Raw genomic sequence first — 14,449 nt, forward strand, 5'->3', positions numbered from 1 at the left:
AAACCACTCTGATTCCAGCCGCTTGGAGTTGCTGTCTTGCCCCTGAAGATCGTTAGCGAAGCCCGTCCCAACACCTTTGAGTTTGAAACCTCGGCGCTGATCAAGGCGTCCGGCTTTCGTGAATATGATGCGCGTTGGTGGTTCGGTCATCCGGGCTCTGCGGAGCCGCCGGAGCTCAACCTGATCGGTGTCCAGGCGCTCGGCATGGGGCTCGGCACGCTGATCCGGCGCCTGGGCGCCGGGCCGGATATCGTGACCGGGCATGATTTCCGTTCCTATTCGCTTGCGATCAAGCTGGCGCTGGTTTCCGGGCTGATGGCCGCCGGCGCGCGGGTTAGGGATATCGGGCTGGCGCTGTCGCCGATGGCCTATTTCGCCCAGTTCGCGCTCGATACGCCATCCGTCGCCATGGTCACCGCCTCGCACAATGAAAACGGCTGGAGCGGCGTCAAGATGGGGGCGGCGCGTCCCCTGACCTTCGGTCCGGAGGAAATGACCGCATTGAAGACGATCGTGCTTGCGGGCGACTTCGACCTCGTCGGCGGCGGCTCCTATGACTTCGTCGCGGATTTCCGCAAAACCTATCTGGACGACCTGACCGTTGGGAAACGCATATTGCGAAAGCTCAAGGTGGTCGCCGCCTGCGGCAACGGCACTGCCGGCGCCTTCGCGCCCGAGGCGCTGGAGCGGATCGGCTGCGAGGTGATCCCGCTCGATGTCGAGCTCGACCATACGTTTCCGAACTACAATCCCAATCCCGAAGATATGAAGATGCTGCACGCGATCCGCGACAAGGTGCTGGAAACGGGAGCCGATGTCGGGCTTGGCTTCGACGGCGATGGCGACCGCTGCGGCGTGGTCGACAATGCAGGCAACGAGATCTTCGCCGACAAGGTCGGTGTCATGCTCGCGCGCGACATCGCGCGACTGCACCCCGGCTCGACCTTCGTCGTCGACGTCAAGTCGACAGGATTGTTCAATACCGACGCCGCGCTGCGCGCCGATGGCGCCGTTACCGACTATTGGAAGACCGGCCACTCCTACATAAAACGCCGCGTGGCCGAGCTTGGCGCTATCGCCGGTTTCGAAAAATCCGGTCATTTCTTCTTCAATCCACCGATCGGGCGCGGCTATGACGATGGTCTCATCACAGCCATCGCCATCTGCCAGATGCTGGATCGCAGCCCGGGTTGCAGCATGGCCGATCTCTATCGCGCCCTGCCGCTGACCTTCGGCACGCCGACCATGTCGCCGCACTGTGCCGACGAGCTGAAATACGGCGTGGTCGAGCGGGTCGTTTCTGATTTCCAGGCCATGAAGCAGGACGGCGCCATCTTCGCCGGCCAGAAGATCGCCGAACTGATCACCGTCAATGGCGTTCGCGTCGTTGCCGAGGACGGCACCTGGGGCCTGGTGCGGGCGTCGTCGAACAAGCCGGAGCTTGTCGTGGTGGTGGAGAGCCCGGTATCGTCGGAGCGGCGCCGAGAGATGTTCGAGGGCGTCGATGGGGTGCTGCGCCGCAGCCCGGAAGTCGGCGCTTATAACCAGACCTTCTAGGCCTCATCGCATCCAGGGCGAGAGTGTCATGCAAGGGAAGCGGTCCAGCTTGTCGCTGATCCGCTTCCGCCGGACTTCATCGCAAGCGGGGAAACTTAGGCGGGCTTAAGATGCCTGCTCAAGAGCGTTCCAGTCGAACTTCTGCGCCCAGTCAGCAAAACTGTGCCAGCGGACCTCCGAGCCTCAATACGGGCTCGCCACATCGCCGGTCTCGACATAGACCGACTTCAGCTGCGAATAGAGCGCCAGCGCGGCAAGCGAATTCTCGCGGCCGATACCGGACTGCTTGAAGCCGCCGAACGGGATTTCGACCGGCGTCAGATTGTAGGCGTTGATCCAGCAGGTGCCGGCCTGCAGCTCGGCGATGACGCGGTGGGCACGCGGCAGGTCGCGCGTGAAGACACCCGCGGCAAGGCCGAATTCGGTGTCGTTTGCGCGGTCGATCACCTCGTCCTCACTGTCGAATTTCAGCACGCTCATGACCGGCCCGAAAATCTCCTCGCGCGCGATCCGCATCGTGTCGGTGACGCCGGTGAAGACCGTCGGCTCGACGAAGAAGCCACCCTGGAAACCCTGTAGCGACGGCACATTGCCGCCGCAGGCGAGCACGGCGCCATCCTGCTTGCCGGCCTCGATATAGCCGATGACCTTCTCGTGCTGGGCCTTGGAGACAAGCGGCCCCATCTGCGTCTCCTGGTCAAGCGGATCGCCGATGCGGATCTTCTTGGTCCGCTCGACCAGACGTTCGACGAAACGGTCGTGGATGCCCTTCTGCACGAACACCCGCGTGCCGTTGGAGCAGATCTGGCCGGTCGAATAGAAATTGCCGAGCATGGCGCCTCCAATGGCGTTTTCGAGATCGGCATCGTCGAAGACAATCAGCGGCGACTTGCCGCCAAGTTCCATGGTGGCATGCTTCATCTTCGAACCGGCGAGCGACAGCACCTTGCGGCCGGTCGGTACCGAGCCGGTTACCGAGACCTTGGCGACGACATCGTGCCCGACGAGGCCGGCGCCGACATCGCCATAGCCTTGCACGACGTTGAACAGCCCGTCGGGCAAGCCGGCCTCGGTGTAGATTTCGGCGAGCGCCAGCGCCGATAGCGGCGTGTTCTCCGACGGCTTGAACACCATGGCGTTGCCCATGGCGAGTGCCGGTGCCGATTTCCAGCCGGCGATCTGGATCGGATAGTTCCAGGCACCGATGCCGACGCAGACGCCCAGCGCCTCACGCCTTGTATAGGCAAAGGGTCCGCCGAGATCGAAGGACTCGCCATTATAGGCAGCGACCGCGCCGCCGAAATATTCGAGGCAATCCGCGGCCGACGGCGCATCCGCCACCAGCGTCTCCTGGATCGCCTTGCCTGTATCCAGCGTCTCGATGCGCGCCAGATCAGCGTTGCGCGCCCGCAATATGTCGGCGGCGCGGCGCAGGATGCGTCCACGCTCGACCGGCTTCAGCCGCGCCCAGGCCGGTTGTGCTGCACGCGCTGCTTCGATCGCGAGTTCCAGCACGTTTGGCGTCGCCGAACGCAACATCGCGATCGTCTCGCCCGTTGCCGGATAGATGACCGGCAGTGGCGCACCCTGCTCGTCGTCGATGTAGCGTCCGTTGACATAGTGCGATGCCGTTGGCTGGGCGCGCATAGCTGTTCTCCAATCGTCTTCGCTAGAGCGGAGCAGTCCGCCGGATCATGGCCTATCTGTCCGACACCTGCCAGCGCGGATTGATCCATGGTTCCTGGTTGGACGGCGCCAGCGGCGTGCGGCCAAGAATGTGGTCGGCGGCCTTCTCGCCGGTCATGATCGACGGCGCGTTGAGATTGCCGTTGGTGACGCGCGGGAAGATCGAGGAATCGGCGACCCGCAGCCCTTCGACACCGATGACACGGCATTCCGGATCGACGACGCTCATCGGATCATCGGTGCGACCCATCTTGCAGGTGCCGCAAGGGTGGTAGGCGCTTTCCGCATGGTCGCGGATGAAGGCATCGAGATCCTCATCCGACTGCACGTGCGAGCCCGGCGAGAGCTCCTCGCCGCGATAGAGATCGAATGCAGACTGGCCGAAGATCTCGCGCGTCAGCCGGATGCAGTGGCGGAACTCGGTCCAGTCGTCCGGATGCGACATATAGTTGAAGCGGATCACCGGCTTCGATTTGGGATCGGGCGAGCGCAGCTTGACAGAACCGCGCGACTTCGATCGCATCGGCCCGACATGCGCCTGGAAACCGTGTGCCTTCGCCGCCGCCTTGCCGTCATAGCGAACCGCCGCCGGGATGAAATGATATTGGATATCGGGATAGTCGACGCCGGCGCGCGAGCGCACGAAGGCCGCCGCTTCGAAATGGTTGGTCGCGCCGAGACCCGACTTGAAGAACAGCCATTGCGCGCCGATCATCGCCTTGGAGAAGGGGTTCAGCACCGAATTCAGCGTGATCGGCTGCGTCGATTCCTGCTGGATATAGAGTTCCATATGGTCCTGCAGATTGCGGCCGACGCCGGGCCGGTTAGCGACCACTGGAATGCCGTACTCCCTGAGATGCTCGGCCGGGCCGATGCCGGACAGCATCAGGATCTTGGGCGAATTGATCGAGGAGGCGGCAACGATCACTTCACGTCGCGCCTTGATCACCTGAATCCGTTTGCGCGTTTCGATCTCGACCCCGGTGGCGCGTTGGTTCTCGATGATCACCCGCCGGGCGAAGCCCTTGACCAAGCTTACATTTTTCCGCCTCAACGCCGGCCTGAGATAGGCGCTCGCCGCCGACCAGCGGCGGCCGCCGCGAATGGTCTGCTCCATCGGCCCAAAGCCTTCCTGCTTCGCGCCGTTATAGTCGTCGGTCAGCTCGAAGCCGGCCTGACGGCCTGCTTCGACGAAAGCACCGTAGAGTGGGTTCGTCCCTGAGCCGCGCTGCACGGACAGCGGGCCGCCGTGGCCGCGCCAGCCATTCTCGCCGCCATTGCTGTCCTCCATGCGCTTGAAGTAGGGGAGCACGTCGGCAAACCCCCAGCCAGTCGCGCCCTGTTCGGCCCAATGGTCGAAATCGCGGGCGTGGCCGCGCACATAGACCATGCCGTTGATCGAGGACGAGCCGCCAATGACCTTGCCGCGCGGCGTCGCCAGCACGCGGCCGCCGAGATGCGGCTCCGGCTCGCAGGCAAAGCCCCAGTCGTAGAGGCTCATATTGAGCGGGATCGACAGCGCCGACGGCATCTGGATCAGCGGCCCGACATCGCTGCCGCCGAACTCGATGACGATCACCGAATGCTTGCCGTCCTCCGACAGCCGGTAGGCCATGGCCGAGCCGGCCGAGCCGGAGCCGATGATGACGAAATCGGCCTCAAGCATGGTTCATATGCGCCACGAAATCGGTGAGCGGGGGAACAAGTGCCATCATTCACCTCTCGGAAAGCGTTTCTGCTCTTCGAGCAGGTCAAGGTTCATGTGGTTGCGCATGTAGCGTTCCGAAGCCTTCTGCAGCGGCTGGAATTCCCAGGGGTAGTGAGTGCCGTTGCGGAGCGCCGGATAGACCACCCAGCGGCGCGCCTGGCTGGCGCGGACGGCGGCGTCGAAGGCGGCCATGTCCCAGCGCGCCCGGACCTTTTCGGTGAAAGCAGCCAGCAAGGGCGCATGTGTCGGGTCGGTGGCGAGATTGGTCAGTTCCCGCGGATCGGATTCAAGATCAAACAGTTGCGGCGGATCGATCTCGCAATGGATGAATTTGTAGCGACCCTCGCGGATCGCCACCATCGGCGCGTTGGAGCCTTCCGCCGCATATTCCATCAGCACCGGCGCGGTGCGCTCCTTGCCGTCGAGCAGCGGCAGCAGCGACTGGCCGTCGGTCCATGGCGCAATCGCGCTCATGTCGATGCCGGCGAGGTCGCAAAGCGTCGGCGTGACATCGAGATTGCAGACTGGGGTCTCGATCAGCCCGGCGTGTATGCCCTTGCCGGCGATCATCAACGGCACCCGCGCCGAGCCGTCGAAAAAGCACATCTTGAACCACAGGCCGCGCTCGCCGAGCATGTCGCCGTGATCCGAGCAGAACAGGATGATCGTGTCGTCGAGCATCCGCGTGCGTTGCAGCACCGACAGCAACTCGCCGACCTTGTCGTCGAGATAGGAGATGTTGGCGAAATAGCCGCGCCGCGCGCGGCGGATCTGCTCCGGCGTGATCTCGAAGCTGTCGTAGTCGCTCGCCCGGTAGAGCCGCTGCGAATGCGGATCCTGCTTGTCGTAGGGAATGAAGGCCACCTCGGGCTCAAGCGCCGGGCAGTCCTCATAGAGATCCCAATAGCGCCGCCGGGTGACATAGGGGTCGTGCGGATGGGTGAAAGAAACCGTCAGGCACCAGGGCCGGCGCGAAGCGTCATCGGTGACGCGGGCGAAATCATAGAGCTTCTGCACCGCGTGGAAGGCGACCTCGTCGTCATACTCCATCTGGTTGGTGATCTCGGCGACACCGGCGCCGGCCACCGAGCCGAGATTGTGATACCACCAGTCGATCCGCTCACCGGGCTTGCGATAGTCCGGTGTCCAGCCGAAATCGGCCGGATAGATGTCGGTCGTCAACCGCTCCTCGAAACCATGCAACTGGTCCGGCCCGACGAAATGCATCTTGCCGGACAGGCAAGTATGATAACCGGCGGCGCGCAGATGATGCGCGTAGGTCGGGATCGACGAGACGAATTCGGCGGCGTTGTCGTAGACCTCGGTGCGTGACGGCAACTGGCCGCTCATAAACGCTGCCCGGCCCGGTGCGCAGAGCGGCGACGCGGTGTAGTTGTTCTTGAAGCGCGTCGCGTGTGCCGCCAGCAGCTTCAGATGCGGCGCGTGCAGGAAGTCCGCCGGTCCATCCGGGAACAATGTCCCGTTGAGCTGATCGACCATGACGATCAGGAAATTGGGTCGATTGGACGTCACTGCGCGCTCCGCCGGCTGAGTTTGGTCTCGAGATAATCCTCGATCAGTGCGATCGCGGTCGTGGCATTGGGGACGCCGTCCTTCAGCGCGCGCCTGATGTACAGCCCGTCGATCAGCGCAGCGGTCGCCTCGGCGACGCGGTCGGCTTCGCTTCTCGGCAGGATGCCTGTCAGCCCGCTCAACAGATTGGAATGCAGGCGCCGCGCATAGACCTTGAGCAACCGGCGGAGCGCTGCCGATTTCTGCGCCTCGACATAGAAAGCGAGCCAGGCTGCAATCGTCTCCGGCTGGAACTGGATGTCGGAGAAGTTGACGGCGACTACCGCCGAAACGCGTTCGCGTGCCGTGCTGGTCGATCGAAGCGCGCGCCGCATGTCGGCGGTCAGCTCGGCCAGGATGTGCCGCATCGTCGCCAGCAGAAGTTCGTCCTTGGCGCCAAAATAGTGATGGGCAAGCGCCGAGGACACGCCGGCGCGCCCGGCGATTTCCGACATCGTCACGTCAAGCGAACCGCGCTCGCCGATCGCTGAAATCGTCGCATCGATCAGCGCTCTGCGGCGCAACGGTTCCATTCCAAGTTTAGGCATCCTTGCTCCGGTCTTTGTGGCAAGGTTATTTTTTATTGACGGATCAATCAACAAAAATCCTACCTGATTTTGTGGCAAAGGTCAGGCGCTATAACCAGATATCAAGATCAAGCGATTGTGTGGTTCTGGCCCCTTCACGAAGTCGGCGGAACAGTTCATACTTGAACAATGCTGAGGCGCGCGCGCGACGTCGCGTTGCGAGGCTCGCAGGATGGAGATTGCCATGACAGCATGCATCGTCGGCTGGGCGCATTCGCGCTTCGGCAAGCTCGAAGGCGAGACGCTGGAGGGCCTGATCACCAAGGTTGCAACCGAGGCGCTCGATCATGCCGGCATCGGTCCGGACGAGGTCGACGAGATCGTGCTTGGCCACTTCAACGCCGGCTTTTCCGCACAGGATTTCACCGCAAGCCTGGTGCTGCAGGCCGACGATCGGCTGCGCTTCAAGCCGGCGACGCGCGTCGAGAACGCCTGCGCCACCGGCTCGGCGGCGGTCAGGCAAGGCATCCGCGCCATAGACGCCAATGCGGCCCGCATCGTGCTGGTGGTCGGCGCCGAGCAGATGACGACGACATCAGGTCCAGAAATCGGCAAGAACCTTCTCAAAGCCTCGTATCTGCCCGAGGAGGGCGACACGCCGGCAGGCTTCGCCGGTGTTTTCGGCAAGATCGCGCAAGCCTATTTCCAGCGCTATGGCGATCAGTCGGACGCGCTGGCGATGATCGCCGCCAAGAACCACAGGAATGGCGTCGACAATCCCTATGCGCAGATGCGCAAGGATTTCGGCTATGAGTTTTGCCGGCACGAGAGCGAGAAGAACCCATTCGTTGCCGGCCCTCTGAAACGCACCGACTGTTCGCTGGTCTCGGATGGCGCCGCCGCGCTTGTTCTTGCCGACACGGCGACGGCGCTGAAGATGCGCCGCGCGGTCGCCTTCCGCGCCAACGAGCATGTGCAGGATTTCCTGCCGATGTCGAAGCGCGACATCCTGGCCTTCGAAGGCTGCGAGCATGCGTGGAACCAGGCGCTGAAGAAGGCCGGCGTGACGCTCGATGATCTGTCCTTCGTCGAGACGCATGACTGCTTCACCATCGCCGAGTTGATCGAATATGAGGCGATGGGCCTGGCGAAACCGGGTGAGGGCGCAAAACTGGCGCTGGATGGCGAGACGGCGAAGGATGGCCGGCTGCCGGTCAATCCGTCCGGCGGGCTGAAGGCCAAGGGTCATCCGATCGGCGCCACTGGCGTCTCGATGCACGTGCTGAGTGCCATGCAGCTCGTCGGTGAAGCCGGCGGCATCCAGGTGCCGGGAGCAAAGCTCGGCGGCATCTTCAACATGGGCGGTGCTGCCGTCGCCAACTACGTTTCCATTCTCGACCGGATCAGATAAAAGCGGCCCGCATTACAGCGCCTCGCGCCCCGTTAGGGCGCGTAAAGGACGCTGTAACACTTTGATTTTACGCATGACCCTGTTCGAAAATCGGTTCCGATTTCGAGGTCATGCGTTAGCGGGGAAATCATGACAAATCCGGTTCTGGTCGAAGTTTTGCGCGGCGCGGTGGTCGAGAGCGCGCATCGTGGCGCCATTGCGGTTTTCGATGCCGACGGCACATCGGTCTGGGAAATCGGCGATACGGCCCGCCCGGTGTTCCCGCGCTCGGCGGTCAAGGCGATCCAGGCGCTGCCGCTGGTCGAAAGCGGTGCCGCCGATGCGTATGGTTTCGGCGACCGGGAATTGGCGCTAGCCTGCGCTTCGCATTCCGGCGAACCGGCGCATGTCGAACTGGCACGGGCGATGCTGGCGAAAGCAGGTCTGGACGAGACCGCGCTGGAATGCGGCGCGCATTGGCCGTCCAGCCACGACGCGACGGTTGCGCTGGCCAGCGCCGGCACCTTGCCGAACGCGCTGCACAACAATTGCTCAGGCAAGCATGCGGGCTTCCTCTGCACCTGCGTTCACGCCGGCATCGCCCATCGCGGCTATGTCAAATCAGGCCATGCCTTGCAGGAGATGGTGCGCGATGCGATGCAAGCGGTGACCGGGGCCGCCCATGACATCGATCATTGCGGCACCGACGGCTGCTCGATCCCGACCTACGCCGTGCCGCTGCGCAGCTTCGCGCTCGGCTTTGCCCGCATGGCGACCGGTGTCGGCTTTGAACCCATGCGCGCCAAGGCCGCAAAGCGGCTGCTTTCCGCCTGCATGGCCGAGCCCTTTCTGGTCGCCGGCACCGGCAGGGCCGATGTTGCGCTGATGGCGGCCGCACCCGGCAGGATTTTCGTCAAAACCGGAGCTGAAGGCGTCTATTGCGCCGCATTGCCGGAGCTTGGCCTTGGCATTGCGCTCAAATGCGATGATGGCGCCGGCCGTGCGGCGGAAGTCATGGTCGCCGCCGTGCTGGCCAAGCTCCTGCACGCGGATAAGGCGCTGGCGGCAAAACTGATCGAACAGGCAAATCCGCCCATCGAAAGCCGGATCGGCGCTAAGGTTGGCGCTGTCAGGCCCACCGCCGCATTGAGCTGAGACCGGGCATTCAGCTCACGTGATTGCGTTCGATGGTCAGATGCGCATAGCCAGCATTGCCCGATGAGGCGAGATCGCCGGTCACCGGCTCGGCCCAGCGGTGGCCGACGATCGCGCCGTTTCGGGCGCCATCGATGACGTTGTCGGAGATGACCGCCGTCCCGGCGCCCTCGACCACAGTGACGGCGATGCCGGTTCCGGCCTTGCGGACGATGTTTCCCGTCGCGACCACATTGCGCATGAACGGCCCCCAGCCGATATGCATGCCATAGAGCGGCGCATTCTCGACGACGTTGCCGGAGACGGTGGTATCCGCCTCGACGGTGATACCGATGCCGAAACCGGGCGGATCGGCAGGGTAGGGGCCGCTGGTCGAGAGATTGCGAATGATGTTTCCTGAACACACACCCATGCGGCCGCCTTCGTTGAAGTTGACGATCGAGATGCCATTGGCGGCGCCATCGACGATGTTGTTGCTGACGATCGCCCCTTCGAACGAGAATTCGGAATACACGGCGGTCTCGCCCGAGCGCGAGCAGGTGTTGGCGGTGATATGCAGATTGCTGGCGCTGTTGGCGCGGATCGCCGAAAACGCGCAATCCGAGACGATATTGCCCGAGATGACGACGTTGCCGGCGCGGAACGCATTGATGCCGTTGCCGTTCTGGCCGGTTCCGCCGCTGCGCGCCTGAATGCGCTCGACGCGGTTGCCGCTGACGATCGTGCCGTCCTCGGCCGCTTCCCAGCGGTGCACGAGGATGCCGCCATTGGCGCAGTCGGACACGGTGTTGCCTGATATCGCTAGGCCGGCGGCTTCGACCGAATAGATGCCGGCGTCGGCAGCCCCCGATATTTCCGAGCGCTCGATGCGGCCCGAAGCGTGCTCGAGCGCCAGGCCGTTCTTGCCGCTGCCTGATATCTGGCAATTGTCGATGACGAGGTGAGCGACGCGGCGCAGGTCGAGCAGGCCTTGCGCGTAGTCGCCCGTCCAGCGGTTGGTGCCGTCGAACACCAGCCCGGTGAGTTCGATATGCTCGGCCTGTTCGGCCATGAGCAGATGGCCGCTACCGCCATAGACGATCCGTGATGCGCCCGGCACGCCGGAAAGTCTGACACGGCTGGGCAGCGAAAGGTTGGATACGACATAGGTGCCCGGCGGCAGGAACACCGGCATATCGCGGTTGTTTGCGTCGCGCAGCAGCCTGGCGAAGGCTTTGCTCTGGTCGTCAAGCGCGCCGGGCCGCACGCCGAGGTCGGCAGCGTTGATCGAGACGCGCATCGAGGCATTGTCGATGCCGGGAAGGCTGGCCGCCGCTGCCTTGCCGAGCGAGAGGCCCATGACGGCAAAGCCGGCGGTCTGCGTAAGCAATTTTCGTCTGTTCAACATCGGCACAGATTCCCAGCGTTCGGCCGTCGCACCGCAGGAATCGTGCCAGGCCGGATCGGCTCCAGTCCGGTTTTCTGGCAATGGCTTGTGAAGTCGCCGCGCGAGGCATAAGTTCCATTAATGAGCAGAGCCTTTACGCGCGAAGAGGATAGCGAAAACGCCATCGCCGGTATCGGTGAGCGGCCGATCAGCCATCACCGCAATCTGGTGACGGAACGCGGCTTGGCGCTGATCGACGCCGAACTGGCTGTCCTGCGCGATGACCTGGGCAGGGCGGAGAAGAGGGCCGACCGCGAGCGCATCGCGCTCATCTCGCGCGACCTGCGCTACTGGACCGCGCGGCGTGAAAGCGCCGAGCTTTCCCTGCCGGAACCGGGCAGCGACCTGGTTCGCTTCGGCATGGGCGTCACGCTGGAAGGCGATGACGGCAGGAAGGTACACTGGAAGATCGTCGGCGAGGATGAAGCCGATCCGGCCAAGGGCACAATTTCCCATGTTTCACCGATGGCCCTGGCCTTGTTCGGCAAGAAGGTCGGCGAAATTGCCGTGGTGAATGGCAAGGAATGGGAGATCGTGAAGCTCTCCGACAATTAGTCCTCGATCCTGACGACATGATCGCGGAAGAAAGCCGCCGCACCGGCCTCGTCGATCTCGCCGGCGGCAACGCCCATGACGAATTCATAAATCGTGCCGTTGTCGGCCGTCAGCGTATAGCCGTTGACAATCAGGAACGCGCCGGCGGCGACGATGGCCGTGCGCTTGTTGCTGTCAACAAAGGCATGATTTCTGGCGATGCCAAAGATATAGGCCGCAGCCAGATCCTCGATCGATGGATCACCGTAGTTCGCCTTGTTCTCGGCGCGGGCGAGCGCCGATTCAAGAGCATTCTCGTCTCTCAAACCCTGCGCGCCGCCATGCCGGCGCAACTGCTCCGCGTGCATCGCTTCCACGGCGCGCCGGCTCAGGAATCGCCAGCTCATTCGGCGAGCTTCTGAAGCGCGACTTTGTATTTGTCCATCACCTCGCGGGCAGCTTTCATTTGCCGCTCGAAGCTATCGTCCACCGGTTTCAGCGTAAGGCCGTCACCTGTTTCAACGATTTGGAGCTGGTCGCCAGCCTTCAGGTTCAGACGATCGAGAAGCTCCCTCGGCAGGATCACACCTTCCGAATTACCGATCTTGCGGATGGTCGTGTTCATAGCGCCGCACCCCTGTTGCAACACAAGTTATAACGCGATCCACTCCCAGTTACAACAGATATTATAACTGGTTCACCCAGCTTGCAGCAACCGATCGATCAGCCGTTCCGCCGCTTCCGGGATGACGGTGCCCGGCGGGAAGATTTCCGCGGCACCCGCCTGCAACACCGCATCGTAATCCTGCGGCGGGATGACGCCGCCGGCGACGATCAGCATGCCGTCGCGCCCGAGCTTCTTCAGCGCACCCTTAAGTTCGGGAATGAGCGTCAGGTGCCCCGCTGCCAGCGAGGAGGCGCCGACGATATGCACGTCATGCTCGACCGCGAGCCTGGCGATCTCTTCCGGCGTCTGGAACATCGGCCCCACGGTGACGTCGAAGCCGAGATCGGCAAAGGCGGTGGCGATGACCTTCTGGCCGCGGTCATGGCCGTCCTGTCCCATTTTGGCGACGAGAATGCGCGGCTTGCCGCCGGATTTCTCCTCGAACGCCACGATCTTGTCCTGCAGCCGGTCGACCACCGGATTGTCGCCAAGCGCCTTGCGATAGATGCCGGAGATCGTCTGGACCGAGGCGACATGGCGGCCGAAAACCTTTTCCAGCGCCAGCGAAATCTCGCCGACCGTGGCGTTGGCGCGCGCGGCGCGGATGGCGAACTCCAGCAGATTTTCGCCGCCCTCCGCGGCGCGGCTCAGCGCATCCAGCGCGCTCTCGACAGCGCCGACGTCGCGCGTGCCTTTCAGCCTTTGCAGCTTCGACAATTGCCGGGCTCTGACTTCGGCGTTGTCGATCTTCAGCACGTCGACCTCGATATCGGTCCCGGGGCGGTGGGCGTTGACGCCGACCAGTATCTGCTCACCGGAGTCGATCCGTGCCTGCGTGCGCGCGGCGGCCTCTTCGATGCGCAGCTTGGGTATGCCTTTTTCGGTTGCAGCGGCCATGCCGCCCAGACTCTCGATCTCTTCGATATGGGCAAGCGCCCGCGCCGCCAGGTCATGCGTCAGCCGTTCGAGATAGGCAGAGCCGCCCCACGGGTCGATGATGCGGGTGGTGCCGGATTCCCTTTGCAGGATCAGCTGCGTGTTGCGGGCGATGCGAGCCGAATGGTCCGTCGGCAGTGCCATCGCCTCGTCGAAGGAGTTGGTGTGCAGCGATTGCGTATGACCCTGCGTCGCCGCCATTGCCTCGATCATGGTGCGGATGATGTTGTTGTAAGGGTCCTGCGCCGTTAGTGACCAGCCCGAAGTCTGGCAATGGGTGCGCAGCGACAGCGAGCGCTCGTCCTTCGGCAAGAAGTTCTTCAACATCAGGCTCGACCACAAAAGGCGCGCTGCCCTCAGCTTGGCTACTTCCATGAAGAAGTTCATGCCGATCGCCCAGAAGAACGAAAGCCGCGGCGCGAACCGGTCGATATCGAGACCCGCGGCGACCCCGGCGCGGGCATATTCGATGCCGTCGGCAATCGTATAGGCAAGCTCGAGGTCGGCCGTCGCACCCGCCTCTTGCATGTGATAGCCGGAGATCGAAATCGAATTGAACTTCGGCATGTGCTGCGATGTGTAGGAGAAGATGTCCGACACGATCCGCATCGAAGGCTTTGGCGGATAGATGTAGGTGTTGCGCACCATGAACTCTTTCAGAATGTCGTTCTGAATGGTGCCGGCGAGATCCTTCTGCGCAACCCCCTGTTCTTCCGCCGCCACAATGTAGAGCGCCATGATGGGCAGCACCGCGCCGTTCATCGTCATTGACACCGTCATTTCGTCAAGCGGAATGCCGTCGAAGAGCTGGCGCATGTCGAGGATGGAATCAATGGCGACGCCGGCCATGCCGACATCGCCGGCGACACGCGGATGATCGCTGTCATAGCCGCGATGCGTGGCGAGGTCGAAGGCGACCGACAGCCCCTTCTGGCCGGCCGCAAGGTTGCGCCGGTAAAAGGCGTTCGACTCTTCCGCCGTCGAGAAGCCGGCATATTGCCGGATCGTCCAGGGGTGCTGGACATACATGGTCGGGTAGGGGCCGCGCACGAATGGCGGCAGGCCCGGATAAGTGTTGAGATGCGGCAATCCCTTGAGGTCGCCCTGGTTGTACAGATGCTTGATGGGCAAGCCTTCCGGCGTCATCCGCCGGCCCTTGACGTCGATCGGCGCCCGTCGCGGCGCCGACCAGCCGATCTGGCTGAAATCCGGGATCATGACGCTGCTCCGATCGATTGATCGATGCGGACCGGAAACAGCGGCTCGCACACCGCTACGCCCTCGGTGAAGG

At 63.2% G+C, this 14,449-nt stretch carries 12 protein-coding genes; 4 read left to right on the plus strand and 8 right to left on the minus strand.

Annotated features, from left to right (window positions below):
- The first annotated feature begins 36 nt into the window (after positions 1-36).
- Complete coding sequence (locus E5W87_RS07105; RefSeq protein ID WP_292395304.1) at positions 37-1,557, plus strand: phosphomannomutase/phosphoglucomutase; 1,521 nt, start codon at positions 37-39, stop codon at positions 1,555-1,557.
- Positions 1,558-1,740: 183 nt separating this feature from the next.
- Here the strand turns inward: E5W87_RS07105 and betB are convergent, their stop codons facing one another.
- The 4 genes from betB to betI are packed head-to-tail and all read right to left on the minus strand — an operon-like array spanning position 1,741 to position 7,071.
- Positions 1,741-3,204 (minus strand): betaine-aldehyde dehydrogenase, encoded by a 1,464-nt coding sequence (betB, locus tag E5W87_RS07110; RefSeq protein WP_292395306.1) that lies wholly within the window; start codon positions 3,202-3,204, stop codon positions 1,741-1,743.
- Between the two features lie 52 nt (positions 3,205-3,256).
- On the minus strand, positions 3,257-4,909 hold the full coding sequence (betA, locus tag E5W87_RS07115) for a choline dehydrogenase (RefSeq protein WP_292395308.1): 1,653 nt from the start codon (positions 4,907-4,909) through the stop codon (positions 3,257-3,259).
- A 45-nt stretch (positions 4,910-4,954) separates the two neighbouring features.
- Positions 4,955-6,484, minus strand: a complete 1,530-nt coding sequence (gene betC, locus E5W87_RS07120; protein WP_292395310.1) for a choline-sulfatase — start codon at positions 6,482-6,484, stop codon at positions 4,955-4,957.
- Positions 6,481-7,071 (minus strand): transcriptional regulator BetI, encoded by a 591-nt coding sequence (gene betI / locus E5W87_RS07125; RefSeq protein ID WP_292395312.1) that lies wholly within the window; start codon positions 7,069-7,071, stop codon positions 6,481-6,483. Before betI ends, betC begins: the two co-directional genes overlap by 4 nt.
- Before the next feature lie 223 nt (positions 7,072-7,294).
- On the opposite strand from betI, the gene E5W87_RS07130 reads away from it, so the two are divergent.
- A complete protein-coding gene (locus tag E5W87_RS07130; protein ID WP_292395315.1) occupies positions 7,295-8,461 on the plus strand; it encodes an acetyl-CoA acetyltransferase in 1,167 nt (388 codons plus the stop codon).
- A gap of 129 nt (positions 8,462-8,590) precedes the next feature.
- Entirely contained in the window at positions 8,591-9,595 is a 1,005-nt protein-coding gene (locus tag E5W87_RS07135; RefSeq protein ID WP_292395317.1) for an asparaginase, read from the plus strand.
- Between the two features lie 10 nt (positions 9,596-9,605).
- On the opposite strand, the gene E5W87_RS07140 is transcribed toward E5W87_RS07135, so the two are convergent.
- The gene (locus E5W87_RS07140; protein WP_292395319.1) at positions 9,606-10,982 is read right to left on the minus strand and encodes a TIGR03808 family TAT-translocated repetitive protein; all 1,377 of its coding nucleotides are present in this window, start codon (positions 10,980-10,982) and stop codon (positions 9,606-9,608) included.
- Between the two features lie 120 nt (positions 10,983-11,102).
- Between E5W87_RS07140 and E5W87_RS07145 the strand changes: the two genes are divergently transcribed.
- A complete protein-coding gene (locus tag E5W87_RS07145; RefSeq protein ID WP_292395321.1) occupies positions 11,103-11,576 on the plus strand; it encodes a GreA/GreB family elongation factor in 474 nt (157 codons plus the stop codon).
- On the opposite strand, the gene E5W87_RS07150 is transcribed toward E5W87_RS07145, so the two are convergent.
- From E5W87_RS07150 to scpA, 3 genes are all read right to left on the minus strand, one after another.
- The gene (locus E5W87_RS07150) at positions 11,573-11,962 is read right to left on the minus strand and encodes a type II toxin-antitoxin system death-on-curing family toxin (RefSeq protein ID WP_292395323.1); all 390 of its coding nucleotides are present in this window, start codon (positions 11,960-11,962) and stop codon (positions 11,573-11,575) included. The two genes, E5W87_RS07145 and E5W87_RS07150, sit on opposite strands and share 4 nt — an antisense overlap.
- Positions 11,959-12,180: an AbrB/MazE/SpoVT family DNA-binding domain-containing protein gene (locus E5W87_RS07155; RefSeq protein WP_292395326.1), complete on the minus strand. Its 222-nt coding sequence runs from the start codon at positions 12,178-12,180 to the stop codon at positions 11,959-11,961. The genes E5W87_RS07150 and E5W87_RS07155 overlap by 4 nt, the downstream gene beginning before the upstream one ends.
- Before the next feature lie 72 nt (positions 12,181-12,252).
- A complete protein-coding gene (gene scpA, locus E5W87_RS07160) occupies positions 12,253-14,376 on the minus strand; it encodes a methylmalonyl-CoA mutase (RefSeq protein ID WP_292395327.1) in 2,124 nt (707 codons plus the stop codon).
- Between the last annotated feature and the right edge of the window lie 73 nt (positions 14,377-14,449).

This window comes from Mesorhizobium sp. (assembly GCF_004962925.1).
Lineage (GTDB): Bacteria > Pseudomonadota > Alphaproteobacteria > Rhizobiales > Rhizobiaceae > Mesorhizobium.

Coding starts and splice junctions, on each gene's coding strand:
- betB (WP_292395306.1), bottom strand. CDS start 3,204: ATGCGCGCCCAGCCAACGGCATCGCACTATGTCAACGGACGCTACATC.
- betA (WP_292395308.1), bottom strand. CDS start 4,909: ATGCTTGAGGCCGATTTCGTCATCATCGGCTCCGGCTCGGCCGGCTCG.
- betI (WP_292395312.1), bottom strand. CDS start 7,071: ATGCCTAAACTTGGAATGGAACCGTTGCGCCGCAGAGCGCTGATCGAT.
- E5W87_RS07130 (WP_292395315.1), top strand. CDS start 7,295: ATGACAGCATGCATCGTCGGCTGGGCGCATTCGCGCTTCGGCAAGCTC.
- E5W87_RS07135 (WP_292395317.1), top strand. CDS start 8,591: ATGACAAATCCGGTTCTGGTCGAAGTTTTGCGCGGCGCGGTGGTCGAG.
- E5W87_RS07140 (WP_292395319.1), bottom strand. CDS start 10,982: ATGTTGAACAGACGAAAATTGCTTACGCAGACCGCCGGCTTTGCCGTC.
- E5W87_RS07145 (WP_292395321.1), top strand. CDS start 11,103: ATGAGCAGAGCCTTTACGCGCGAAGAGGATAGCGAAAACGCCATCGCC.
- E5W87_RS07150 (WP_292395323.1), bottom strand. CDS start 11,962: ATGAGCTGGCGATTCCTGAGCCGGCGCGCCGTGGAAGCGATGCACGCG.
- E5W87_RS07155 (WP_292395326.1), bottom strand. CDS start 12,180: ATGAACACGACCATCCGCAAGATCGGTAATTCGGAAGGTGTGATCCTG.
- scpA (WP_292395327.1), bottom strand. CDS start 14,376: ATGATCCCGGATTTCAGCCAGATCGGCTGGTCGGCGCCGCGACGGGCG.